Source organism: Flavobacterium fryxellicola, assembly GCF_900143245.1.
GTDB lineage: Bacteria > Bacteroidota > Bacteroidia > Flavobacteriales > Flavobacteriaceae > Flavobacterium > Flavobacterium fryxellicola.
The window spans coordinates 461,993-488,609 of sequence record NZ_FRDK01000001.1; the positions used below are offsets into that span (position 1 = coordinate 461,993).

Here is a 26,617-nt window from a genome sequence, read left to right on the forward strand (position 1 = left end):
TGAACACCAAAGCAGTGGAAACGCTTTTCTTTTAATCTTAAAAAAAGAAAAGATTAGAACATATAGCGCAAAGATTCATTCTTAAAAACCACAACCACTCTGCTGTCAGAATAAATAATAATCCTAATTCAAACTCGCTTTATACATCCTCGCCTCTTCCCAAGAGAATTTTTGTCCGTGTTTTTCCATTAAGGCATTGAGCGATTCTTCTCGGTATCCTGCAAAGGCCGCTGCCAAATTCTGCAGTTTATCTTCTGGTAAAACTTCCGAGATAGCTACCGCTTTCGTCTGAATCAATTTAACGAAATGCGAGTAAATCGTTTGTTTGGTTAACACTCTGATGGTGGCGATTTCAGCAATAGATTTTTTTTCGACCCATAATTCATAGGTTTCCTGAACGGTTGATTTCTTGGTTACCGCTGTTTTAACCTTTTTTGCGGTGTATCGCTGCACGTCTTTATCGTCATCAATCAAGGTAATGTTTAGTTCTTTGAACTGATTCTGAATCGCTTCTGTTTTTCGGCTAATGTATTTCTTTATTTCTGAGGATGTTAGCTTTTCTTTCGAAATGGTTTCTCCGGCAACCACGGTTTCTATCAGTAATTTGGCTTTCATCAAGCGCAGGACGGCTTTGGTCTGCAGTTCTTCGAGAACAATCAATTCATCATAAAATGCTTTTACTTTCTTGATGCGTTTTACTTCTTCAATTTTCCAAAGGATTTCAAAGACCAATTCATCCATTGGCTTCAAGAAATAAGTGAAAGCAGCACCAATGCGTTCTGAAATATGATTCAAATCAACCGTTTCCTGACCAAATAGTTTGTTCAATTGCGATATAAATTTTTTGGATGGATCCAAAAGCTGTTCGATAACTTCTGTTTGCTTTTTGGCCCAAGTTGCATGTTTCGACTTTTCAGAAATTTCAGATTTTTCACTGTAACTGAATTTGTGATTGCGCCATTCTTGTGCTAAATCACTCCAATCAAAAGTATTGATAAGATAGTTGTGGATGAAATTTTTAGTTTCAAAATGCAAGGCACTGGCTAAAAATGAATCCGAAGCTTTGTTCAACGCATAATCCATCACATCTTGGTCGTTTGAAATGCCATTCATACGCAATGGAGAAAGCAAAATAAGCCCTTCTAAAGACCGCAAACGCGATAATGCCACGTATGCTTGTCCTGGCAAAAAAACTTGCGATACGTCGAGCGCCGCTTTATCAAACGTTAAGCCCTGGCTTTTATGCACGGTAATAGCCCACGCCAATTTGATGGGATAATGCACAAAAGTGCCCAAAACTTCTTCTTCAATTTCCTTAGTAGTTGCATCTACTTTATAGCGAATGTTTTGCCATTCGTATTTTTCGACTTCGATAGTTTTGTTTTCTTCGGGAAAATGCACTAGAATTTCTTGACTTCCCAACGATTTGATCAGACCCATTTTTCCGTTGAAATAGTGCTTGTCAAAAGACAAATCATTTTTAACAAACATCACCTGTGCGCCTACTTTTAGCTTTAGCTCTTGTTCCACCGGGAAAATTTTATCTGGAAAATCACCTGTTATTGCAGGATTGTAGGACACTAATTTTCCATCTAAATCTTGTAATGCCTGAGCATTCATGGAATCGGCTTTGTTGTTGTGTGTGGTTAACGTGATGTAGCCCTTGTTAGCTTTTAAATCAAAATCAGGCTTTACATATTGGTTTAACGTTTGGATATCTTCCTGTGAAATCTGGTTGTTGCGCAGGTTATTCAAAACCGAGATAAACGTATCATCCGTCTGGCGAAAAATTTTGGATAATTCAATGTACAACGGTGGATTTTGTTGCACCACATGCGAATGGAAAAAGAATTTTCCTTTGTAATAGGTTTTCAGCGTACGCCATTCCTCATCTCGAATTACCGGCGGAAGTTGCAATAAATCGCCAATGTACAAGACTTGCACACCACCAAAAGGAGTGTTTTTTTTACGAACCGATTGCATCATGTAATCCATGGCATCCAGCAGATCAGCACGCAACATACTGACTTCATCAATCACGAGTAATTCCATATTGCGAATCACGGATTTCTTCAAACCACTCATTTTGAAATGCCTGCGCAAGGTCGCTTTGGTTTCAAATTTAGTGCTTTCAGAAAATTGAGGCGATGAATTATCCGGAATAAACCCTCCAAACGGCAACTGAAACATCGAGTGAATCGTCACTCCACCTGCATTAAGAGCGGCAATTCCCGTGGGTGCTACAACCACCGTGTTCTTGTGCGTCGTTTGAATAATTTCCTTTAGAAGGGTAGTTTTACCTGTACCTGCTTTTCCAGTAAGGAACACAGATCTATGGGTTTGATTGATGAATTGTAAAGTGTAAGCAGCGGCTTCTGAGATAGTTTGCATTAGGCGTGTATATATAAAGCTAAAGTATTGAAAATTAGTAATATTCCTTTAATTTTTGGAAAACATTTTAGGTTTATAATTTGACTTTATTTTAGCCCCGATAGCAGCGTAAATCCTCGAAATTTAGAAAGTGATTGTTTTCTGGCCGGAAAAGAGCGACCAGCGGAAGCTCCTTTTATGGGTAAGAAAAAACACTTTCTAAACGAGAGATCGAAGCGGATAGCGGGAAATAGCTTCAAAAAAAATGCCTTCAATCTAACTATAGACGAAGGCAATTTTTTGAATTAATATAAAATTTTATTTTTTAACTGCTGCTTTTTCTTCCGTTTTTGCAGGTGCTTTGTATTTGTCGTTCAAAGCTTTGATGATTTCTTTTGTGATATCAAATTTGTCTTCAGCGTACAAAATTGAAGCTGCATCGCCTGTACCGTAGATGTATGCATAGCCTTTTTCTTTGCCGTATGCTTTGATGAATTTTTTAACACCAGATACTAAAGAATCCATTTCTTTTCCGCTTTCGGCTTGCAATTCTTGAGATAATGCCTGTTGCGCATACCCTAATTGTTGCTCTCTTTTTTGCAATTCAGCCCCTTTTTGTTGAGCCCATGCTTGACCATTCGCTTGTGCTTGTGCTTGAAAGTTTGCCGCTTCTTGTTTGAAACGATTGATTTCAGCTTCTAACTGTTTTCCTTTTTCTTCGGATTTTGATTTATACTTTGATTCAAGATCTTTTGCCTCGGTATATTCTTTCATTAATTCAGAAGTATCTACGTAAGCCGTTTTTACTTCTTTGACTGCTTCAGCAGGTTTGTTACAAGCAACAATTGAAATTGATAATGCGATTAGTACTAATGCTTTTTTACTTCTATTTTTAAAATTGCTTTTTTGGTATTCTTGGATCATTGATTTCATTTTGATGAATTTCTAGTTTTAAGTATTATTGACAAAAATATAAAAAAATAGACAGGATTGACGTAAAGTTCAAAAAATGGTACTTTTTTTATGATATAGAATTTAATTATTATTAATGATTCAACTATAATTCGAGACTATTAAAAACGGCTTACATATCTTTTAAATAACGAATCTTTTTAAAAATCCCTATAATTAGTCCCAATTACGCAAAAACTCGCCTTTAGATGCTTTTAAAATAACTTTTACTTATTTTTTAGCATGTAAATGTGTGAAGAATACTCAAAATTCTGCTTTGCTTTCCAGTTGGACTGCAATCCTACAAAAAAGGCTTTTACGTAATTCATTTTTCCTGTTTTGTATTTTTCCGACAGCAAGCTTACATAAAAAGAGTCAAATTTCATTGGAAGTACTTTCACCAATTTCAATTCTTCTTTTTCGAAAATTTTTTTTATGGCCGTTTTCGAAAAATGCCAAAAATGAATGGGAACATCATAAGCAGCCCAAAAATTTCCGTAATGTTGCGCATCGAAGGATTTGAAATTTGGAACCGCAATAATAAGAGTACCGTTCGGTTTTAATAATCGCTTCAATTCTGTAATTTGGTTTTCTAAATTAGGAACGTGTTCCAGAACGTGCCACATCGAAATCACATCAAAAGAATGCTTTTCTAATTCGCTCGTGTCACCCACAAATGAAATGCCTTTCTTTTTTGCGATCGTTTTTGCTTTTTCGCTTGGTTCCACTCCTATCGTATGCCAACCGTTTTCTTTGGCTACTGATAGAAAATCCCCAGTTCCAGCGCCAATATCTAAGAGGCTGCCTTTCCCGGATTGCAATGAATTAATTAAATCTAACTTGTTTTTAAGTGCAATGCTTTTTACAAAATGATAGGCTTTTTCAAATAAAGACCTTTTGCTATCCGTATGAGAAATGTAATCCACACTTTCGTAATACTTCCCTAAATTCTCTAAACTGGGTTGCGGATACGTGATCAACATATCCAACTCTTCGTCGTGATATAAATCGAATGTTTCTTGGGAAACAGAATAATCTTTAACGGTTAAAAAATGTTTTTTATTTGAAATATCCATAGTGTTAGTTTTCAGTTTTCAGTAGCAAGATGCAGCTGAATCCCTTTATATGTAATGCGAATTTGGTTGTGTTTCACGTGGAACGTATTGTAAAGTGTTCGTTTTTTTACTGAACACTGATACTGCTAACTGATTACTTTCTTATCTTCCCATGTAAATCAACAACACCGATACATCACTTGGAGACACACCGCTTATTCTCGATGCTTGAGAAATGGTTACAGGACGAATCTTGCTTAATTTTTGCTTTGCTTCTATCGACATGGATTTGATTTTCTCATAATCAAAATTCTCTGGAATTTTCACATCTTCAAGTCGAAGCAATTTGTCGGCGTTATTTCTCTCTTTTTCAATATAACCAGAATACTTTACTTGAATTTCCGCTTGTTCCAAAATTTCTTGATCCACTTGATTATTTGCAATATAATCCACCACTTTTTCAAACTTCATTATGTCTTCCAAATCAATTTGTGGTCGAGAGAATACTTTAAACATTTTATCGCCTTGCGTAATTAACGCCGTAGCTTTTGATTCCAATATCGGATTTGCTTCTGCTACAGAAACGCTTGTTTCCTTGAAAAAAGCAACCATCTTTTCAGACTCATTTAATTTGTGTTCCATTCTTCGCAAACGCGCTTCTGAAGCCAAACCAATCTCATGCGACATGGGCGTTAATCTAAAATCGGCATTATCTTGACGCAACAACGTTCTGTATTCCGCACGAGATGTAAACATTCGATACGGCTCTTCCGTTCCTTTTGTAATTAAATCATCAATTAAAACACCAATATACGCTTCATCTCTTTTTAAGATTAAAGGTGCCTTTTCGTGCACTTTTAAATGCGCATTGATTCCGGCCATTAATCCTTGCGAAGCCGCTTCTTCATATCCTGTAGTTCCATTTATTTGTCCAGCAAAATACAATCCTTCAACCAATTTAGTTTCCAGTGTATGTTTCAATTGTGTCGGCGGAAAGTAATCGTACTCGATTGCATAGCCAGGGCGAAAGAATTTCACCTTTTCAAAACCCACCACCGAACTCAATGCTTTAAATTGAATATCCTCTGGAAGCGACGTCGAGAATCCATTAACATAAACCTCACACGTATTCCATCCTTCAGGCTCTACAAACAACTGGTGTCTTTCTTTATCGGCAAAACGGTTAATCTTGTCTTCAATAGAAGGGCAATATCGTGGACCGATACTTTTTATTCGGCCATTAAACATTGGCGATCGATCAAAACCTTCTCTCAAAATATCGTGAACGTCAAGAGACGTATAGGTCATGTGACAAGATCTCTGATGGATTAACGGAGAAGTTACATCTGAATATGAAAACTTGTCCGGCTTAGCATCTCCTTTTTCTTCATTCATTTTGGAATAATCCAAAGACCTTCCGTCAACTCTTGGAGGAGTTCCTGTCTTCATGCGTCCTGCTTCAAAACCTGCCGCTATTAAATCCTCAGTAACTCCATGGGATGCGCTCTCTCCTGCTCTTCCTCCACCAAATTGCTTTTCGCCAATATGAATCAAACCGTTCAAGAAAGTTCCGTTAGTTAATACAACTGATTTGGAACGAATTTCAAGTCCAAGTGAGGTTTTTATACCTAATACCTTTCCGTTCTCAATTATCAACCCTTTCACCATCTCCTGATAAAAATCAAGATTTGGAGTTCCTTCTAGCATCATTCTCCATTCTTCGGCAAATCGCATGCGGTCACTTTGAACTCTCGGAGACCACATCGCAGGACCTTTAGACTTGTTCAGCATCTTAAATTGGATTGCCGTTCTGTCTGAAACAATTCCTGAATACCCACCCAAGGCATCAATTTCCCGAACTATTTGTCCTTTAGCGATACCTCCCATAGCGGGATTACAAGACATCTGCGCAATATTTTGCAAACTCATGGTTACCAATAAAGTTTTGGATCCCAAATTTGCAGCAGCAGCAGCAGCCTCAGAACCGGCATGTCCCGCACCAACAACAATTACATCGTATTCCTCTAAAAACATCTTCTTGTATAATTTAACCCATCTTAAGGGTTCTGATTTTGAAATCTATATTTTGTTCCACGTGAAACAACAATCAATTTGCTTAAATAAAATTTAATCTTGTTCCACATGGAACAACAAGATAGCGCAAGAGCATTAATCCCTACTGTTCCACGTGGAACAGTGCGATTTTTTCGTCTTCTTTATTGCGCATTATAAGCTCTTCCGCTTCTCCTTTGTCTTTATAACCACAATAGTGTAACATGCCATGAACTAAAACCCGCTTCAATTCGTCTTCAAAAGAAACATTGAAATCACCTGCATTGTCTTTCACCCGTTCAACAGAAATAAAAACATCACCGCTAATTTCATTTCCCATTGTGTAATCAAAACTAATCACATCGGTTAATGTATCGTGGTTTAGGTATTCTACATTTATCTTGTGAAGGTATTCATCATCACAAAAGATGTAGTTTATCTCCCCTTCTTTCTTCTTTTCTGAAATGATAACCGCAGAGAGCCAGAAAGCAATCGCTTCTTCGTTGTCTAAATTAAAGTCGGTTTCGTAATTAAAATTGATCATTTTTTATTAAAATATTCTTGAACCTTTTGATTAAAATTCGAGCGCAAAGGTAAGGATTGTCTATTTAATATTTCTATGCTATTCAAATAATCTAATAAACCTGCTGGCAGTGCATTAGATTGATTGTTAAACTGCTTTTTATTAGTCTCAGATTGACGTTTATTTTCCTCTCCCTGTTGCTGCACGGCTGAATTTAATTTCAGTAACTCTTGTTTTACATTCAGAATTTTTTGCAACGTTTCATTCTTGAAACCCTTGTTTAATACTTGCTTTTCAATATGCTTCATTTGTTCCAAAGCACTTTGTCCATTACCTCCCAGTCCGTGTTTGTCTAATTCCTTTTGCAACGCCTCGCGCAGTTGCTTTTGCTCTTTATAAATCTCCAGTATCGCTTGGGCATCACCTTCTCCTCCTTCACCCTCTTGACTTCCATCACCAGACTTTCCTTGCGTACCTTTAGATCCTTTTTCGCCTTCGCCCGGTTTTTCCCCTTTCATTCCTTCTTTCATTTTATCACCCAATCCTTCTTGTTTTTTTATGATATCCGGCAATTGCATACCCTGTCCTTGTCCAGGTTTGGGCTTGCCAGAGGCCATCCCTGACATCTGCATTTGCATGGAATTGAGCATATCACTTAGAAAATCCGCTAATTTATTAGCAGCCGCTATAGTGTATTGCTGGTGCGATAATCCTTTGGGAACTTGAGCATCAGTTAAACTGGACAGCGACTTATCAACGTTATAAATCACATTCCCAATTTCCTTAGTAATATCCTCTGCGATTTTTGGATTGCGCAATGACATAGCAAACAAACTGTCGTCCACATACTTGAATTGCTGCTTTAAATCCTGCTGAATTTTGATGTTTTTATTAAACGCAGGAGATCCTGATTTATACTTTTTGAATTGCTTCATCAAATCTTCTTGAGACAATGAAAAGGCTAATAAGTTATCCAATATTTGTCTCATCATTGCAACATCCTCCTGAAGCTGTTCCATCTCAGCTCCCTCCATACTCTGAGCCATCTTCTCCGACATCTCTTTCATCTTTTTCGAAGCGCTTTTTTGACTGGGTTTCGCTTGTTCTCTTTTTCCACTCTTTAATTGTTCAGCAGCTTTCTTCAAATCATTCTTAATACTTTCTTCTTTGGCCGACTCATTAGGTATTTCTAATGGGGATTTCAGTTCTTTATTTTCCTTCTCTAAATCATTTAACTCTTTCTGAATGTTATCAAACTCCGTATTAATGTCATCTTGTTTATCCCCGTTATTTTCCTTTTCCTCATTAGCTAATTTATCCTGCTTTTCTGCCAGTTTACCTAATTTATCTCCCAACTGTTCGGCTTTCTTTTCCACATAAAACCGCTTTGTCAGCTCTACTAACTGTTCTAAGTTCTTCGTTTGGTTTTTACTGTTTTGTTTATACTTATCTAACTTAGACAACAACTCCTCATTCTGAATTTTATCGTTCAGCTCTTTCAGCTCATCTAATAGTTTTTGGTTTTTTTCCAATTCCTTCTCGGCTTTATCCATACGCTTTTGCAGCTCTTCTTTTAATTCATCTTTCTTATCGGTTTTGAAGTGTTCCAAATTGTCATTCATCTTTTTGGTAAATTCCTTCATCATTTCCTCTTGCTTCATTTGACGCTTGATAAAATCATTCACTTTTTGCTGATCCTTAAAATCTAAATTTTCTTTTTCTTTACCTGTCTTTTGAAGCTTCTCTATTTCAGAAATTTGTTTGTCTTGGTTCTTTAAAGACTTCTCTAAACCACTAATATTCTCATTTTGCTGCAACAAAATTTGATCTTCCTTTTCATCTTGAGTAGCAACACGATTTGTAAAAACTGCAGACTTGGTGCTTTTGAAATTATGAATGACATCATTGTCAAAAACTTCAAAATAATAATCATACGATACGCCTTGCTCTACTGCAAGATTACTAGGAAATGAAAACACAAATTGATCAAATGCAGCTTTTTTAACGGCGATTGTTCCACGTTTGGCAGCTTGTGGCCGCTCTCTTTCGTAATACACAACCTGTACTTTAGACAATCCATAATCATCAGCAATTTGAGCTACGATATAGTTCTTAGCCACCTTCAAACTATCTGGCGGATGGTTTACATTAATTGTTGGGAACTGATCCTTGACAATAGATAGCTTATAATTCAATTTTTCGTGGTTTTTTACCTTCTCGTTTGAAGTAAGAATTTGATAATCTGTTTCTTGCAATATACTTTTTGACAAGAAGAAATTATTTACGGCTTTAGAAAAAGTAACTTTAGATCTTTCATCCTGCCAAACAACACTCTGAGTGGCTTGCGTACTCATTTTCCACGTTACAAGCGTTCCTTCTGGAATAACCGCATTTCCTGTGCCTTTGATTGTTTCCTGTTTTTTATTCAAATACGATGGGAAATTTAATTGCATTTCAAAATTAGCGATAGTTGGAACAGTAATCACTTTCAATTCATACTCTGGTGAAGTGATCGCGTTCCCCTCTACGTGGAACAAAAAATTTGCTGCTGGTTTAACCATCTTAAATTGAAACTCTCCAGCCTTAGAAGATTCCATGAAGTAACTTTCGTCGTCAATAAATATCATGGCATTCTCAGGAACTATTTTACCTTCGGTTTTGATTCGCAGGATAAAGTCCTTTCCCTGATCGGTTTGTAAATCGGTATTCAAAACAATAAATTTAAAGGGAGCGGGTGGCAAAAACGCAGAATTGAAATGTACGACTCTATTTAAACTTTGAGAGATCATGCTACTGTTTCCAGAGACAAAGAAGAAAGCCAAAAGCAGTATTGGAATAACTGCTAAAGGAAAATACTTTTTGTTACCCCCGTAACTAATTGCATTTCCAAAAGGGATTGGCTGCAATGCACTGGCTTTTTGTTCAATGGATGCCACTAATAATTCTGATTTTTCTTGCTGTTCATTCGAATTAGCTAATTGTAAAAAATTAGTTAGCTTATCACTCACCTCCGCAAAATGGCTTCCTATAATTGCTGATGCTTGATTGTACCCTATCCCCTTTTGCAGCTTAAACAGTTTGAATAGTGGAAACAAAATAAAACGAAACAACAGATACACTTCTACTCCAATGAAGGTCCAGAATAAAATGGTTCTTCCTATTGGCTTGAGCCAAAGAAAATATTCAACAAAAAGCGTTAGGAGAAAATACAATAATCCTAAACCGACAAAGAACATAGTTCCCCGCATCAATTCGTTAATGTAAAACTTCCTGATGAACGCTTCTAATTTGTGATAAATAAGCTGTTGGTTTTCCAAAATTTACAATCTTTTTAATAACCACTAAATGTAGTAATTTATATTTAGTGCAACTTGTTAAATAAATGTTGTTATTATTTATGATTATATATGCAAAACGTTTTACTAATTTTATAGAAAAACACTGACTATGAAATATTTATTCGCTTATAGTATTCCTGTTATTGGTATGATCGGAATATATTTTGGAGGATTCTGGACCTACGCTGCTTTGGTATTTGCCTTTGTCATGATTCCACTATTAGAATTAGTATTGCCCATTGATGAAAGAAATTACGATAGTGAGACCATCTCAAAACGCTTACACAATAAATTTTTTGATGTTTTACTATTACTCAACGTCCCTATAGTCTACGGAGCGATGCTGTTTAGTTTGTATCGCATTACGCAACACCAACTACCGCTATACGAAATTATTGGGATGACGATAAGCTTGGGAATTATTTTGGGCGCTAATGGGATAAATGTTGCCCATGAATTAGGTCATAGAAAAACAATGTTTGAAAAGGTAATGGGGAAAATACTTTTAATTCCCAGTCATTATACTCATTTTTTTATCGAACACAATCATGGGCATCATTTGCATGTTTCCACACCCGAAGATCCTTCAACGGCGAAATACAATCAGAGCTTGTATTCTTTCTGGTTTCAAACCGTGACTGGCACTTATTCAAAAGCATGGCAAATACAAAAAAAGTTAAATAAAATAGAGAATCGCTCTTTGCTTTCTCTTAAAAATGATATGTTTTGGTTTGCTGTCATTCAAGTAACTTACCTCCTTACTATTTATTATTTCTTCGGGTTTACTGGATTATTCTTTGCTATATTTTCAGGAATCGTGGGATTTCTGCTGCTGGAAACCATTAATTATATCGAGCATTATGGCTTAAAAAGAAATCAACTTGTCTCCGGTAGATACGAACGGGTGACCGAAAAACATTCTTGGAATTCAAACCATGTCCTTGGCCGAATTATACTATATGAACTTACCAGACATAGCGATCACCACTTTAAATCTCAAAAAAAATATCAAATTCTAGAATACCATGATGTGTCACCTCAAATGCCTTATGGATATCCTACATCAATGGTTTTATCGTTTTTTCCACCCCTTTGGTTTGCTGTGATGAACAAACGAATACCTGTAAATATGAAGTAATCTATGGAAATAGAATTATATTTGCCAAAAATCAACAATAATGTCTAAACAAGTTCGGGTGCGTTTTGCACCAAGTCCAACTGGACCTTTACATATTGGCGGCGTTCGTACCGCTTTATTCAATTATTTATTTGCCAAAAAAAACAATGGGGTTTTCTTCCTGAGAATTGAAGATACAGATCAGAACCGTTTTGTTCCTGGTGCCGAGGCATACATCATGGAAGCACTCGAATGGTTAGGCATTGCGCCAGATGAAACCATTGGTAAAAATGAAAAATTTGGTCCCTACCGTCAAAGCGAAAGAAAAGATTTGTACCATCAATATGCTACCGAATTAATCAATTCCGGTAATGCCTATTATGCCTTTGATACAGCCGAAGATCTGGATACAGCAAGGAAAATAGAAGAAGAACAAGGAAAAACCTTTATTTACAATCATACTAACAGAGAAAAACTAGACACTTCTTTGGTTATTTCTACTAAAGAAACTGCTAACCGAATTGCTAACGGCGAACATTATGTCATCCGTTTTAAAACTCCCGTTAATGAAACCTTGCATTTAATTGACATCATTCGTGGTGAGGTGAAATTTGACACTAACTTATTAGATGACAAAGTACTGTTTAAAAGTGACGGAATGCCCACCTATCACCTAGCCAACATTGTGGATGATCATTTAATGGAAACGTCACATGTAATTCGTGGTGAGGAATGGCTACCATCAATGCCATTGCACGTTTTGTTGTACCGAGCTTTTGGTTGGGAAGCACCCCAATTTGCGCATTTACCATTGATTATGAAACCTATTGGCAACGGAAAATTATCCAAACGTGACGGTGATAAAATGGGATTTCCTGTTTTTCCATTGGATTGGAACACAGCCGAAGGCGTTTCATCAGGCTACAGAGAAAAGGGATTTTTCCCAGAAGCAGTCATTAACTTTTTGGCTTTGCTGGGCTGGAATGATGGCACAGACAAAGAAATATTTTCACTAGAAGAATTAGTGGAAGCATTCGATTTGGATAGAGTTCACAAATCTGGGGCAAAATTTGATCCTGAAAAAAACAAATGGTTCAATCACCAGTATTTGATCAAGCAAGAAGACGCCACTTTGGCGAAAGCCTATGCTCCTATTTTGGCTGAAAAAGGGTTTTATGTAGATGAAGCCGTTCTAACCAAAATAGTTTCTTTAATCAAAGAAAGAGCGCATTTTGTTTCTGAATTTTGGGAAATGAGTGATTTCTTTTTTATAGCTCCAACAGTTTATGATGAAAAAGCAAGTAAAAACTGGAAAGCAGAGACACCAGCGCTGATGCAGGAATTAATTTCTATTGTGGAGGAAATTACTGATTTTACTTCTGTCAACATTGAAACGATTGTCAAAGATTGGATGACCAGAAACGAAATTGGAATGGGTAAAGTAATGCAGCCGTTCCGTTTGAGTTTAGTTGGTGCGCTCAAAGGTCCTCACCTATTTGATATCGTTGAAGTCATTGGAAAAAACGAAACCATTAGCAGAATTCAAAAAGCAATAGCTACTTTATAATTTTTAAACACAAAGTTCACAAAGAAGGCTCAAAGTTCACTAAATTTAGTGAACTTTGAGCCTTCTAATTTTATTCATTATGTGATTGGTCATAAATAAATAATCAAATTTCCGTTTAGTATTCCAGGACTTCCTTTAAAATTGACTCCTAAATTCTTGTTGTTCAAATTTTCCAGCATGTTATTGACTCCATATTGATACGAAACATTGGCTCTAAAATGACGAACTCCAAATGTGAGACCAACTGTTGGATAAAAATTAAAATTAGAAATAGCTTTAATATCTTTGGCTAGCAAAGTTGTTCCATAAATGACGTTGTTTTCTTTACTACTATCCAAATTTAATTTGCCATTGACTTGAACAATAGGTCCAAACTCAATACTCAAATGACTTTGGATAATAACATAACTGGCCAATAAAGCTATTTGTCCAGAAGCCAATTTATAAGCAACATCTTCTCTACCGCTGGACGAATTAATTGTGGCAACAGAAAAATTATTCTCACTAAATTGCATCGAATAAACCATTTCCCAATTGTTATAGAAATTTCCCCGCATAGAAAGTCCCGCATTCCAACCCAAGCCTGGTTTCGCATCAAAATTGTTAGTATTTAAGGAAAATTGATTACCTCCAAAACTAATTCCAATCCTATTTGAATCCCTATATCTATATTGGGATAAGGCGGATACGGATACTAAAATAAAAAATAAGACAAGTGTTAACTTTCTCATATAATTAAGATTTACGAAGACAAACCTAAAGTTTTTTTGTAAATTGTGAGATAAATTTTAACTAAAAACAAAAAAATTATGAATATTGCGTTAATTATCCTGCTGGTCTTTGGGTTCTTTATCTTACTATCCTCCTTTTTTACAGTAAAACAGCAAACGGCTGTAGTTGTAGAACGATTTGGGAAATTTTTAAGCATCAGACAATCAGGCTTGCACTTAAAAATTCCCTTAATCGATAGAATTGCTGGGCGTGTCAATCTAAAAATCCAACAATTAGATGTTATTATTGAAACAAAAACTAAAGACAATGTTTTTGTGAAACTTAAGGTTTCCGTTCAATTTATGGTTATTAAAGAAACCGTTTATGATGCCTTTTATAAACTAGAATATCCACACGATCAAATAACTTCCTATGTATTTGATGTTGTGCGTGCTGAAGTTCCAAAATTAAAACTAGATGATGTCTTTGAACGAAAAGATGATATAGCCATCGCAGTAAAAAGAGAATTAAATGAAGCCATGACTACGTATGGGTACACTATTATCAATACATTGGTAACGGATATTGACCCAGATATTCAAGTGAAAAATGCAATGAATAGAATAAATGCTGCTGATAGAGAAAAAACAGTCGCTGAATTTGAAGCAGAAGCATCCCGAATTAGAATTGTAGCCAAAGCAGAAGCAGAAGCAGAAAGCAAACGATTACAAGGACAAGGTATTGCGAACCAAAGAAGAGAAATTGCTAAAGGTTTAGTAGAAAGTGTTGATGTTTTGAACAGAGTGGGTATAAACTCCCAAGAAGCTTCAGCATTAATTGTAGTAACACAACATTATGATACGTTACAAGCTATTGGCGCTGACGCCAATTCAAATCTGATTTTATTACCTAATTCGCCACAAGCCGGAAGCGACATGCTCAACAACATGATTGCATCGTTCAGCGCTTCCAATCAAGTAGGTGAAATGATGAAAAATAAAAATGACAGAAGAAGTACTCGAAAAGAAAATACAACCGATTATCAATTGCCAGAAAACCCAGAAACTCCAGATAATGAGGAATAAATACTTTAATAATCATAAAAAAAGAGGCTTAAACGCCTCTTTTTCTTTTTGCAAACCAATTTTTAATAAATGGAACTGCTTTGTTTAGTATAAAAGGCACCGCTGTGGAAACGATCGCTCCATAAGGAATTGCAGCGCTATAACTGCCTATTAAGTCGCTTACAATATTTTGAGGTGTAAAACTTTCTTTTGTTTTCTTTACTCCAAAAACTAATTTTTGATAACTAATCTCTTTTTCAATTTGTAAAATTTCTAATTCTCGATCTATTTGAGCATAAGAGGAATATTTTTTTGCTTCCATAATTTAATCGTTAAAAAATATTTCAGAAAATCTCTCTAGTATTGGTCCTTCAATAATTTTATCTTTGATTAAAAACAAAAGGCTTGTAAGCACAAGGTATATTCCACCAATTATTAAAAATCCCATAGGATAACTTTCTAAAGATTTACCTATAGCCATGGCTCCCGCAATGGAACAAAATAATAAAACCATACCCAAACACAAAAAAATCAAAGAAAATTTGAGAATCATCGTTGTCGATTTCATCGCAACTTTGAAACCCCATAATTTATAATAGGATACATTACTTTGTATATAAGCATGAATCTGATCTTGAACTTCCTCTGTATTCTCTTTTAATTCTTCAAAAGCCATGTAGTTCGTTTTAAGATTTAGTAGATGGGTAATACCATTATTTTTGAAGTTTAGCATTCTGCCTTTTTAACTCCGCTAATTTTTCTTCTAAAAAAGAAATTACCTCTTCGGTTTTGTGACTCATATTGGAAATTATCTCCTCGTATGTTTCTTCTAAATCAAATTTAGCATACGTCAACTTATCATTAAATTGTGAAGAGACCGTGTCAAATTTATTTTGTAAATCGTTTTTGGCATCATCATAGCCATCTTTTATTTTTTCTCTGGTTTTAGATCCTTTATCGGGTGCATACAAAATTCCCAATCCAGCTCCGATAACTACTCCAGTTAAAACGGCCACTAATGTATTACCTGTACTATTCGACATAATTCTAAAGTTTAAAAGTTTGTTTTATAAAGATACAAATTTATTAACAACATCCCGTTAACAACTCGTTAAAGTGCAAATTTACAGGGTAAAAATCAAATAAAAGCGCGCTAAACAACCTTTGTTTTGATTTTATATCTACTTATTTAAATCCAAAAAAGTGAGCTTAAAATCAATTTATACGTCTCGTTTTTAATTGGAAAATACTATGAAAAAACCAACTGTTATAAGAATTTAAAATAATAGAAAAAGCTCTCTAAAAAGAGAGCTTTTGATTAATAAAACCTATACTTATTCGTGTTCTTTATATTTTAAGATTGTTTAATAATTGCAGCACTTTTTCATTTTTCTCCTTCGTTTTTAGCTCTATAAGCTGATGCTCTAAAAGACTAAAATGATTCAAGTCATTTTGTAAATTTTCAATGGCTAAAATTCTAACGGCAGCCAATTGACTTTTCAAAGACATGGAATATAATTTAGTCAACACTTCTTCTTCAATATCTTTCACTTTTACTTTATCGGAATAATACAAAATCAAATTAGAAAACAACAAGGCGTTATTATCATTCTTAACATTTTTGACGATGGTGTGAATAATTAAACTGTAATTATCGATACTTTTTATGCTAGCAACAATCGTGTTTAATATTAATTTAGCATTATTCTCCTCTTTTTCCTTTACATATTTATTGACTTCTTTTTGGGTATTCATCAATACATTTTCTTCTTTCTTGCCTTTTTCTTCCCAAGCGTCTTTCAATCCTACGGTTTGATTAAAGACAATTTTACCTTCGTGTGTATCGCTATCTACATTGAAATAACCCAAACGTTGAAACTGAAATTTCTCTCCAGGTTGTACCGAAGCTAAACTTGGTTCTACAAATCCATTTACAATTTGTAACGAGCTAGGATTCATAAATTCTAAGAAATTTTTCTCCTTATGACTGTCTGGTGCTTCATCAATAAACAAACGATCATAAAGACGCACTTCCACTTCTAAAGCGTGTTGAATTGAAACCCAATGCAAGGTTCCAGACACTTTTCGTTGACTCGCTTCACTCCCACTCCCACTTTGACTGTCTTCATCATACGTTACATGAATCTCAGTGATGTTTCCCGCAGCATCTTTTATAACACTTTCTCCTTTGATAATATAGGCGTTTTTAAGCCGTACTTCTCGACCTAAACTCAAGCGGAAAAATTTAGATGGTGCTTCTTCTAAAAAATCTTCTCTTTCGATGTATAATTCTCTTGAAAAAGGAACTTTTCTAAATCCTGCACTTTCATCTTCTTGATTATTTTCGGCTTCGAGCCATTCTACTTTATCTTCTGGATAGTTGGTAATTACGATTTTTATAGGATCTAAAACAGCCATCACTCGTAACGCCGTTTTATTCAAGTCCTCACGCAAACAAAATTCCAGTAACGAGAAATCAATGCTGTTTTCTCTTTTAGCAACACCAATAATATCACAAAATTTCCGAATAGAATTAGCGGTATATCCTCTTCTTCTCAATCCTGAAATTGTAGGCATTCTTGGATCATCCCAACCATTTACAATTTTTTCTTGAACCAATTGCAATAGTTTTCGTTTACTCATTACGGTATAATTCAAATTCAAACGAGCAAATTCATATTGATGTGGCCTAACTTTAGACTCCACATAAATTTGGTCCAAAAACCAATCATAAAGTTCCCGATGCATCACAAATTCAAGTGTGCAAATGGAATGCGAAATTTGTTCAACGTAATCACTTTCACCGTGTGCATAATCATACATTGGATATATGTTCCAATCCCTCCCGGTTCTATGATGCTCCCGGTGTAAAATACGATACATCAATGGATCGCGCATCAGCATATTAGTGGATTTCATATCTATTTTAGCACGCAAAACATGGCTTCCCTCTGGAAAATCTCCATTTTTCATTCCTTCGAATAAAGTAAGATTTTCTTCCACTGAACGGTTTCTATACGGACCATCAACTCCAGGTTGTGTTGGTGTTCCTTTTTGAACAGCCATATCTTCAGAAGATTGACTGTCAACGTAAGCCTTACCATTCTTAATCATAGCAAGCGCCCAGTCGTGCAATTGTTGAAAATAATCAGAGGAGTACAATTCTTCGGTCCAATTAAAACCCAGCCATTTTAAATCTTCTTTAATTGCGTCTACATATTCCTGCTCTTCTTTGGCTGGATTAGTATCATCAAAACGAAGGTTTACTGGTGCGTTGTATTTTAATCCTAAACCAAAATTTAAACAAATCGATTTAGCATGTCCAATGTGTAAATACCCATTAGGTTCTGGCGGAAAACGAAAGCGTAATTTATCTTGCGGAAAACCATTGGATAAACTGTCCTCAATAATTTGTTCTATAAAATGGAGTGATTTTTCTTCAGTTGACATTTTTTTGTTTTATTTTAGCAAAGATAAAAAAGTTTACAGTTTTCAGTTTACAGTTTTCAGTTTTCTTTAGAACTGCATTCAGAAAATGATTACTCTCACTAAAACAATAAAAAAATGGGCATTATAAAACTTAAAAATATCAGAACCTACTCCTACCACGGTTGTTTAATTGAAGAAGGTAAAATTGGTTCTGATTACACCGTAAATTTAGAAGTTAAGACCGATCTGAGAAAATCCAGCCTTTCGGACGATTTAAAAGATACAGTAGATTATGTACTTTTAAATACCATTGTTGTAGAAGAAATGGCCATTCGTTCTGATTTGTTAGAACATGTGGGACACCGAATTGTGACTCGGATTTTTGAAGAAATTCCTGAAATTTCCAGAATTATTGTAGCAGTTTCTAAACTGAACCCACCTATTGGTGGTGATGTTGAAGCAGTTACTATAGAAATGGAGGAGTATAGAAGTTAGATTAAAAATTTTTTTTAAAATTTTTAATCTTTAATCTTTAAAACTCTAAACTTTTTGAGTACTTTTGCCGTCCATCCAACGATGGCGTCGTGGCCGAGTGGCTAGGCTGGGCTCTGCAAAAGCTCCTACTCCGGTTCGAATCCGGACGATGCCTCTAAAACCTTCAAAGCAATTTGGAGGTTTTTTTTGTGCCTAATTTTTAAGAAAAATTAAATAAAGTTATGGTTCGAATCCGGCCAATATTCTTAATCCTTCAAAGCAATTTGGAGGTTTTTTTATCCCTAATTTTTAAGAAAAATTAAATAAAGTTATGGTTCGAATCCGGCCAATATTCTTAATCCTTTAAAGCAATTTGAAGGTTTTTTTTATGCCTAATTTTTAAGAAAAATTAAATAAAGTTATGGTTCGAATCCGTCCCGAAGCTTCGGGAAATACCTTTAAATCTTCAAAACAATTTGGAGGTTTTTTTTTAGGTCTAATTTTTAAGAAAAATTAAATAAAGTTATGGTTCATATTCGTCACGAAGCTTCAGGAGATGCCTCTAAATCTTCAAAAGAATTTGGAGGTTTTTTTTATGCCTAATTTTTAAGAAAAATTAAATAAAGCAATGGTTCGAATCCGACCACAAGCTTCGGGAAATGCCTCTAAAACCTTCAAAGCAATTTGGAGATTTTTTTTTAGGTCTAATTTTTAAGAAAAATTAAATAAAGTTATGGTTCGAATCCGGCCAATATTCTTAATCCTTTAAAGCAATTTAAAGGTTTTTTTTTGTGACTAATTTTTAAGAAAAATTAAATAAAGTTATGGTTCGAATCCGGCCAATATTCTTAATCCTTTAAAGCAATTTGAAGGTTTTTTTTATGCCTAATTTTTAAGAAAAATTAAATAAAGTTATGGTTCGAATCCGGCCAATATTCTTAATCATTCAAAGCAATTTGGAGGTTTTTTTTATGCCTAATTTTTAAGAAAAATTAAATAAAGCAATGGTTAGAATACGTCCCGAAGCTTCCGGACGATGCCTCTAAAACCTTCAAAGCAATTTGAAGGTTTTTTTTATGCCTAATTTTTAAGAAAAATTAAATAAAGTTATGGTTCGAATCCGGCCAATATTCTTAATCCTTTAAAGCAATTTGGAGGATTTTTTTAGTCCAAATTTTTAAGAAAAATTAAATAAAGTTATGGTTCGAATCCGGCCAATATTCTTAATCCTTCAAAGCAATTTGAAGGTTTTTTTTTAGGTCTAATTTTTAAGAAAAATTAAATAAAGTTATGGTTCGAATCCGTCCACAAGCTTCGGGAAATGCCTCTAAAACCTTCAAAGCAATTTGGAGGTTTTTTTTGTGCCTAATTTTTAAGAAAAATTAAATAAAGTTATGGTTCGAATCCGGACGATGCCTCTAAAACCTTCAAAGCAATTTGGAGGATTTTTTTTGTCCAAATTTTTAAGAAAAATCAAATAAAGTTACAGTTCGAATACGGCCAATATTCTTAATCATTCAAAGCAATTTGGAGGTTTTTTTTTAGGCCTAATTTTTAAGAAAAATCAAATAAAGTTACAGTTCGAATACGGCCAATATTCTTAATCATTCAAAGCAATTTGGAGGTTTTTTTTTAGGCCTAATTTTTACTAAAAATTAAATAAAGTTATGGTTAAAATCCGTCCCGAAGATTCGCAAAATACCTCTAAATCTTCGAAACAATTTGGAGGTTTTGCCTGTGTAATTTTTAATAAAATCGCATAATTTTCTATTATGAACGATTGAGAAATTAAGATAAATCAAGTCTTAAGCCTTAATGAAACGCACGTTCTTAATGGTTTTATAAATAGTATCTAATTACTACGTTAGCAATTAAAACTTATAACACTTATATGTTAAAGATCTCAAACACTGTACGAACTAAATTTTCGATTATATTGCCGCAGCGCTACCTAGTTTAAATAAAAAAGCCTTGATTCTAATTGCTTTAGAGTCAAGACCATTTCTATTATTCAGTAACTAAAATCTATTACTTATCTATTTTATCAAATGCTTTTTTAACCATTTCTTTTTCTTGAGGAAACCACCCTTGCGTGATTAAAACGATACCAAAAACCATCATTACCACACTAATTCCTTTTTTAATTTTTAAAATGTTTACAGGTGTAAGTTTTGTTTTTAACTGCTTCGCCAAAAGTATTTTTACACAATCAACAAACAGATAGGAAAAAATTACCGATATAAAAAAAGTGACCATTCTAGAGGTTTGCATTTCGAGTTTTGGACCTACAGAAATAATAATTGCCAACCAAAAACCAAGAACCCCAATATTAATGATATTCAGTAGAAAACCCTTTATAAATAGGCTTAGGTAGTTTTTTTTTACTATTTCCTTGTCGATACTATCTGTATTAACTTTCTCTTCCTTTTTTAATTTTATAAAAGAAATTATACCATAAACTAGCATTAAAACACCTCCAAAAATGAAGAGAGCTGGCTGGTCCTTTAAACTTTGAATCAGTCTATAACTTCCTAAATAAGCAATTCCAATGAAAACAATATCCCCTAAAATAACTCCTAAATCAAAAACTAAAGCAGCTCTAAATCCTTTTATAATACTTGTTTCCAGTAAAATAAAAAAAACAGGACCAATCATAAAACTTAAGAAAATTCCCCAAGGAATGCCAGCTAAAATGTCGTTTATCATTAAAAATTTAAATTTATTGCTCTAAAATCCAAACCAAAGTACTAATTTTTTTCTAAAATCGTACCACCAATAAAAACTTCTTTGTTAATTTGTTTGGGTTTACCGTAGATAAAAATAGAACCTCCTGCCTTTACTTTTGCATCTACCAATGTACTTGCCTGTATTTCTGATTTTCCTCCTGCAGCAACGCTTATAGAGGTCTGAGAAGTCTGTAAATCCTTTGCATTTAAAATTCCACCGGAAGTAATAACAACATCTTGATTTATCGCTTTTCCTGATAAAGTAATGATTCCACCAGCATTGGCCTTCACATTTACTTTATCAACATTTATATCCAACATAATTTCTCCTCCAGATTTTGCATTCAAATCCAAGCTTGTTTGTTTAAAATCAGTTTCACTTGAAACATAACTTCCTTCACTAACCGCAATACTTTCCAGGTTCTTAAAATACAATTTTACGGTGATATCCTCACCAGATAATAATTGTGGAAAGGGCATTCTAATTTTTAATTCTCCATTTTTATTAACCGTTTCGACCTCATTGGCTCGTGCTCCTGTAACCACAATTTTATTTTCAGATGCAGGAACTAATTTGACATTGATTTTATCAAATACTTTAACTTCATCAAAATCCCCTAAGTTTCTAGTTACTTGTGCCTGTATTATTTGACTTAAAAATACAAAAGCAATAATCACTAAATTTCTCATTTTATTTATTTTAATGGTTCTTCAATTCTTCTTAAAAAATTAAAATCCAATTGTTTTTTAACTAAATCGGCATTTTTTACTTTAACGTAAATTTCATCTCCTAATTGCAATAACTTACCAGAAGTTGCGCCAGTTAATGCATATTGCTTTTCATCAAACGTGTAATAATCATCTTTAATATCGCGTATTCTGCACATTCCTTCACATTTATTCTCGATAATTTCCACATAAATTCCCCATTCGGTTACACCAGAAATCACGCCTAAAAATTCCTGATCCTGATGATCTTGCATGTATTTTACCTGCATGTATTTGATAGAATCTCGTTCCGCATTAGTGGCTAAACCTTCCATTGTTGAGGAATGTAAGCACTTGGTTTCATAGGTTTCTTCATCAGCAGATTTTCCGCCATCGAGATAATATTGTAACAATCGATGCACCATTACATCAGGATAACGACGAATTGGCGAAGTAAAATGAGAATAATATTCAAAAGCCAAGCCGTAATGTCCTATGTTATCTGTAGAATATTTGGCTTTACTCATACTTCTAATAGCCAGTGTATCAATTAGATTCTGCTCTTTTTTACCATTTACATCTTCCATTAATTTATTCAAAGCTTGTGAAATAGAACCTTGTTTAAAATCAATTTTATGTCCAAACTTAGCAATAACAGCTTGCATCGCAAAAAGTTTATCCTCATTTGGCTCATCATGAATTCTATAAATAAAGGTTTTCTTTTGTTTTCCAATGAATTCTGCTACTTTTTTATTTGCCAAAAGCATGAATTCTTCAATCAAATGATTGGCATCTTTTGAAACTTTAAAATAAACCCCTTGAGGTTCACCCGCTTCATCTAAATTAAATTTTACTTCTACTTTATCAAAAGAGATGGCACCATCAGCCATTCTTCTTTTTCTCATAATTTTGGCTAATTCATCCATTTTTAGCGTCGCAGCAACAATTGCTGCTGAAACTTGATAAGAACTTCCTGTAATCGAAATTTCTTCCGGAATCACATCGTCTTTAGTTTCTATGATGTACTGCGCTTCCTCGTAAGCAAAACGCTGATCGGAATAAATTACTGTTCTTCCAAACCATTGATTGATTACTTGAGCGGTTTCAGTAATTTCGAAGATAGCCGAGAACGTATATTTTTCTTCCTTTGGACGTAAAGAACATGCAAAATTTGATAATACTTCTGGTAACATTGGCACTACTCTATCCACTAAATACACCGATGTTGCTCTTTGATAGGCTTCATCATCCAAGATTGTTCCTTCTTGAAGATAATACGAAACATCGGCAATGTGAATACCTATTTCATAATTTCCATTTTCTAATTTTTTGAATGAAAGTGCATCATCAAAATCCTTAGCATCTTTTGGATCAATAGTAAAAGTCAATGTATCTCGCATGTCGCGACGTTTGGCAATTTCACTTTCTTCTATCGAGGTATCTATCTTTTGTGCAAATGTTTCTACTTCGATAGGAAATTCTGAAGGCAAACCGTATTCAGCTAGAATAGCATGAATCTCTGTATCATGTTCTCCTGGTTTCCCTAGAACTTTAATTACAGAGCCAAAAGGACTATCCGCTCGCGCGGGCCAATCTTCGATATGCACTAAAACTACATCTCCTTGCGATGCCTCGCCTATTTTATCCTTTGGAATAAAAATATCAGTATACATTTTTGGATTTGCAGTAGAAACAAAAGCAAAATTAGCTTGGATGTCAATTACACCAACAAAATCTGTTTTGTGTCTTTCAATTACTTCAATGACTTCACCTTCAGGTTTTTTACCACTTCTTTTGTTATAAACATACACTTTGACACTATCTTTGTCCAAAGCATGATTCAAATTATTGGTCGGAATAAAAACATCATCATCTAAATCAGGACATACAAAATAGGCTGTTTTACGACCGGTCATGTCAATTTTACCTTCGTAATAATCTTTGCTGATTGCTTTAATTAAATATTTCCCAGGTTCTGATTCTATAATTTTGTTTTGCGACGCCAGAATCTTCAAATCTTTTATAATTTGGTTTCTGCTCTCTGTATCATCGAGCTCCAGCTTTGCTCCTATTTGTTTATAATTGAATGCTTTATTAGCACTTTGCGATAATATTTTTACTATTTTTTCAGAGAAGTCTTTCCCTTTTTTTACCGGCTTTCTTAATCTTTTACTCATAAATCTGTTCTTAAAAGTCTAAAATTACAAAATACTAAACTGTTATCCGTAAAGAGTTCACAGTTTTAAAGAAAATATAACTTTAAAGAATAATCGTATCTTTATAAAAAGTATCAAAATGGAAGACTTTAAAACAGTTGCAATCTTTAATTATTCGCATGAAATTGTTGTTCTTAAACATTTATTGGAACAAGAGCAAATAAATTATTTTTTTGAAAATGAAACTTTAGTTTCCATAGATCCTTTTGCCAGTTTTGCTTATGGTGGAATCAAACTTAAAATTCATTTCAATGATTTTGAAAAAGTTCAGGAATTACTAGACAACCTAAATAATAAATTGAAGATTGTTTGAGGAAAGAGTTCCTCTAAAATTATATTTTAAATAGATTTATTTTTTGAAAGTTGTCAACATATATTAATATAAACAAAAAGAAAAATTAAATTTAAATTATTTTTTGGTTGTTATTATAGCTTGTTAATAGTGGCAATAAAATATTTTAAAAATGTGTTGAAATCAACTTAAAAGAGGTTGTTGTGAGTTATCAACATACTTATTTAAAGATAAAGCATTCGTTTATAAGGGTTTTTATATTTTAATTAACAATGGTTGATAACATCAAAACAAGTGGTTTTGTAAATAACTTGACTCCGTGTTTTTTGTTAACAACCTACTCTAAACTATTAATAACTATTCTAAAATTTTATCAAACTAAATTAGGTTTTAAAAAACAGGTTTTGGATTACTTATTTTTATTCAACTACCCAAAAAAACTTCTAAAATTCTATCCGAACTTATCAACATTTTATGTTAACTTAAAGTGAACTGAATATCAAGCAATTAGATTTCGCTATTAACAATTTAAATTTTTAACATTTAAAGTAGGTACTTTATATTGATTTACAGCTATTTATACAGATAACTCAATTGTTGATAACTGCTAATGGTATCATGGTCTGTTAGTTATAGCGTTGGTAACTTCTTTTATATTTAATACCTATAGAAAATATAAAAATCTATCAAAGAAGCGAAATTTAATTTCCTTATACTAGATTACTTTATTTAAATTTGCAGCGCACAACTAAATACAAATATTATGAAAATAGCAATAGGAAATGATCACGCAGGCCCAGATTACAAAAAAGCAATTGTTGAGATGCTTCAATCCAAAGGACATGAAGTAACTAATTATGGAACAGATGCCACTGATAGTGTAGATTACCCTGATTTTGGACATCCAGTGGCTACTGATGTCTCTGAGGGAAAAGCTGATTTTGGAATTGTCATTTGCGGAAGCGGAAATGGAATTGCAATGACCGTGAATAAACATCTAAAAGTGAGAGCTGCTTTATGCTGGACGAAAGAAATTGCCGTTTTGGCACGTCAACATAATGATGCAAATATTATTAGTGTTCCTGCTCGATTTACTTCCATTCCACAAGCTGTTGAGATGGTGGAAGCTTTCTTGAATACTGAATTTGAAGGGGGAAGACACCAGAACCGAGTGGATAAAATTTCCTGTTAGTATTATCCTTTGCAAATGTTGTACTTTAACACTGATAAAGAGCAAATTCCAATCTTGAAAAAAACGTGTTCAAGATTGGAATTTTTTGGTTAAAATGGCTTTGGGTTAATAAACCATAGCGCCTATTCATCAAAATTTAAATTAGAAGGTTCGATAACTTTTTCTGCTTTTTCAATTTTTTTCCCAGTGGTCGCCACACTGTTATCTACTATTTCGAAGCTTAAATTGTCAAACCAAATCTGTCCGGTGCCTTTCACTAAAGCACCATACGAAATTCTTGACGCCCCTACAGGAACATCCAACACAATTTCATATTTTTTCCAATCATTCGTTCCGGTTATAGGTCGTTTATTCATATTATCAAATGCCAGTATTTTTTGCGAATTGGCTTTCTCCACTCGCAACCAAAAACAAGCTTTTCCAGCAATCTCTTTTGTTTTAACATAACCTGAAAGGCGGATTCTTTTTCCCAAGTATTTTTCAGCTATAAAACTTTGCATAAGAGTACCAAAACCCGAAACGGTAGGTGCGATGGATTTGATTGTAGCCGCATTTTTCCCGTCATAACCTGCACCTTTTTCAATCCTCATGTCATAGCTGTTTGGCTCGCTTCCAGATTTAAACCAGCCAGAAGGCAATTCAAAGGACAATAAAGTTAAAGCCAATAAAATCAGCAAAACTTTTTTAATAGTAGTTGTAGTTTCCATATCTGTGAGGTATTAATTTAGTACTTACTTTTTAGTGTTAGTAGGTTTTAATATCTGTAAATCAAGGACTTATAAAATTAATAAAAAATTTGGATTCCACAACATGAAAATTCAATTTTATTTTA

21 protein-coding genes and 1 tRNA gene are annotated in these 26,617 nt (G+C 34.1%); 7 read left to right on the forward strand and 15 right to left on the reverse strand.

What is annotated here, in order from left to right; all coding sequences use genetic code 11:
- Positions 1-123: 123 nt before the first annotated feature.
- The 6 genes from BUA03_RS02010 to BUA03_RS02035 form a co-directional block, all read right to left on the reverse strand.
- Positions 124-2,391, reverse strand: coding sequence for a helix-turn-helix domain-containing protein (locus BUA03_RS02010; protein WP_066078972.1), 2,268 nt, complete (start codon positions 2,389-2,391; stop codon positions 124-126).
- A 297-nt stretch (positions 2,392-2,688) separates the two neighbouring features.
- Positions 2,689-3,303 carry an OmpH/Skp family outer membrane protein gene (locus BUA03_RS02015; protein WP_394333623.1) on the reverse strand — a complete coding sequence of 205 codons (615 nt, stop codon included), beginning with the start codon at positions 3,301-3,303 and terminating at the stop codon, positions 2,689-2,691.
- A gap of 245 nt (positions 3,304-3,548) precedes the next feature.
- Entirely contained in the window at positions 3,549-4,397 is an 849-nt protein-coding gene (locus tag BUA03_RS02020) for a class I SAM-dependent methyltransferase (RefSeq protein WP_066078968.1), read from the reverse strand.
- Between the two features lie 141 nt (positions 4,398-4,538).
- Positions 4,539-6,410 (reverse strand): tRNA uridine-5-carboxymethylaminomethyl(34) synthesis enzyme MnmG, encoded by a 1,872-nt coding sequence (gene mnmG, locus BUA03_RS02025; protein ID WP_066078965.1) that lies wholly within the window; start codon positions 6,408-6,410, stop codon positions 4,539-4,541.
- A gap of 142 nt (positions 6,411-6,552) precedes the next feature.
- On the reverse strand, positions 6,553-6,972 hold the full coding sequence (gene ybeY, locus BUA03_RS02030; protein WP_066078961.1) for an rRNA maturation RNase YbeY: 420 nt from the start codon (positions 6,970-6,972) through the stop codon (positions 6,553-6,555).
- Entirely contained in the window at positions 6,969-10,268 is a 3,300-nt protein-coding gene (locus BUA03_RS02035) for a DUF4175 family protein (RefSeq protein WP_072675703.1), read from the reverse strand. Before BUA03_RS02035 ends, ybeY begins: the two co-directional genes overlap by 4 nt.
- Positions 10,269-10,398: 130 nt before the next feature.
- Between BUA03_RS02035 and BUA03_RS02040 the strand changes: the two genes are divergently transcribed.
- Together BUA03_RS02040 and gltX are read left to right on the forward strand one after the other, a co-directional pair.
- Positions 10,399-11,427, forward strand: coding sequence for an alkane 1-monooxygenase (locus tag BUA03_RS02040; protein ID WP_066078958.1), 1,029 nt, complete (start codon positions 10,399-10,401; stop codon positions 11,425-11,427).
- Between the two features lie 40 nt (positions 11,428-11,467).
- On the forward strand, positions 11,468-12,973 hold the full coding sequence (gene gltX / locus BUA03_RS02045) for a glutamate--tRNA ligase (protein WP_066078956.1): 1,506 nt from the start codon (positions 11,468-11,470) through the stop codon (positions 12,971-12,973).
- Positions 12,974-13,062: 89 nt separating this feature from the next.
- On the opposite strand, the gene BUA03_RS02050 is transcribed toward gltX, so the two are convergent.
- The gene (locus tag BUA03_RS02050) at positions 13,063-13,704 is read right to left on the reverse strand and encodes a hypothetical protein (RefSeq protein WP_066078954.1); all 642 of its coding nucleotides are present in this window, start codon (positions 13,702-13,704) and stop codon (positions 13,063-13,065) included.
- 78 nt (positions 13,705-13,782) lie between these two features.
- Here BUA03_RS02050 and BUA03_RS02055 point away from each other — a divergent pair, with 78 nt between their 5' ends.
- Positions 13,783-14,769, forward strand: a complete 987-nt coding sequence (locus tag BUA03_RS02055) for an SPFH domain-containing protein (RefSeq protein WP_066078952.1) — start codon at positions 13,783-13,785, stop codon at positions 14,767-14,769.
- Positions 14,770-14,797: 28 nt separating this feature from the next.
- Here the strand turns inward: BUA03_RS02055 and BUA03_RS02060 are convergent, their stop codons facing one another.
- The 4 genes from BUA03_RS02060 to BUA03_RS02075 form a co-directional block, all read right to left on the reverse strand.
- Positions 14,798-15,070 (reverse strand): DUF6327 family protein, encoded by a 273-nt coding sequence (locus BUA03_RS02060; protein ID WP_066078948.1) that lies wholly within the window; start codon positions 15,068-15,070, stop codon positions 14,798-14,800.
- Positions 15,071-15,073: 3 nt separating this feature from the next.
- The gene (locus BUA03_RS02065) at positions 15,074-15,424 is read right to left on the reverse strand and encodes a competence protein (protein WP_066079562.1); all 351 of its coding nucleotides are present in this window, start codon (positions 15,422-15,424) and stop codon (positions 15,074-15,076) included.
- Positions 15,425-15,461: 37 nt separating this feature from the next.
- The gene (locus tag BUA03_RS02070) at positions 15,462-15,791 is read right to left on the reverse strand and encodes a YtxH domain-containing protein (RefSeq protein WP_066078947.1); all 330 of its coding nucleotides are present in this window, start codon (positions 15,789-15,791) and stop codon (positions 15,462-15,464) included.
- A 304-nt stretch (positions 15,792-16,095) separates the two neighbouring features.
- Complete coding sequence (locus tag BUA03_RS02075; protein WP_066078945.1) at positions 16,096-18,198, reverse strand: glutamine--tRNA ligase/YqeY domain fusion protein; 2,103 nt, start codon at positions 18,196-18,198, stop codon at positions 16,096-16,098.
- Between the two features lie 114 nt (positions 18,199-18,312).
- On the opposite strand from BUA03_RS02075, the gene folB reads away from it, so the two are divergent.
- Positions 18,313-18,672: a dihydroneopterin aldolase gene (folB, locus tag BUA03_RS02080; RefSeq protein ID WP_066078942.1), complete on the forward strand. Its 360-nt coding sequence runs from the start codon at positions 18,313-18,315 to the stop codon at positions 18,670-18,672.
- A gap of 83 nt (positions 18,673-18,755) precedes the next feature.
- A tRNA-Cys gene (locus BUA03_RS02085) sits at positions 18,756-18,826 on the forward strand.
- 1,853 nt (positions 18,827-20,679) lie between these two features.
- Here BUA03_RS02085 and BUA03_RS02090 read toward each other — a convergent pair.
- Genes BUA03_RS02090 through rnr form a run of 3 tightly spaced genes read right to left on the reverse strand, consistent with a single transcriptional unit; the run spans position 20,680 to position 24,262 of the window.
- Entirely contained in the window at positions 20,680-21,357 is a 678-nt protein-coding gene (locus BUA03_RS02090; protein WP_066075981.1) for a LysE family translocator, read from the reverse strand.
- Positions 21,358-21,398: 41 nt separating this feature from the next.
- Positions 21,399-22,067 carry a head GIN domain-containing protein gene (locus BUA03_RS02095; protein ID WP_066075978.1) on the reverse strand — a complete coding sequence of 223 codons (669 nt, stop codon included), beginning with the start codon at positions 22,065-22,067 and terminating at the stop codon, positions 21,399-21,401.
- Between the two features lie 5 nt (positions 22,068-22,072).
- Complete coding sequence (rnr, locus tag BUA03_RS02100; RefSeq protein WP_066075975.1) at positions 22,073-24,262, reverse strand: ribonuclease R; 2,190 nt, start codon at positions 24,260-24,262, stop codon at positions 22,073-22,075.
- 118 nt (positions 24,263-24,380) lie between these two features.
- Between rnr and BUA03_RS02105 the strand changes: the two genes are divergently transcribed.
- Positions 24,381-24,614 carry a hypothetical protein gene (locus BUA03_RS02105; protein WP_066075972.1) on the forward strand — a complete coding sequence of 78 codons (234 nt, stop codon included), beginning with the start codon at positions 24,381-24,383 and terminating at the stop codon, positions 24,612-24,614.
- A gap of 742 nt (positions 24,615-25,356) precedes the next feature.
- The gene (rpiB, locus tag BUA03_RS02115) at positions 25,357-25,785 is read left to right on the forward strand and encodes a ribose 5-phosphate isomerase B (protein ID WP_066075966.1); all 429 of its coding nucleotides are present in this window, start codon (positions 25,357-25,359) and stop codon (positions 25,783-25,785) included.
- Positions 25,786-25,907: 122 nt separating this feature from the next.
- On the opposite strand, the gene BUA03_RS02120 is transcribed toward rpiB, so the two are convergent.
- Positions 25,908-26,492, reverse strand: a complete 585-nt coding sequence (locus BUA03_RS02120; protein ID WP_066075963.1) for a hypothetical protein — start codon at positions 26,490-26,492, stop codon at positions 25,908-25,910.
- Between the last annotated feature and the right edge of the window lie 125 nt (positions 26,493-26,617).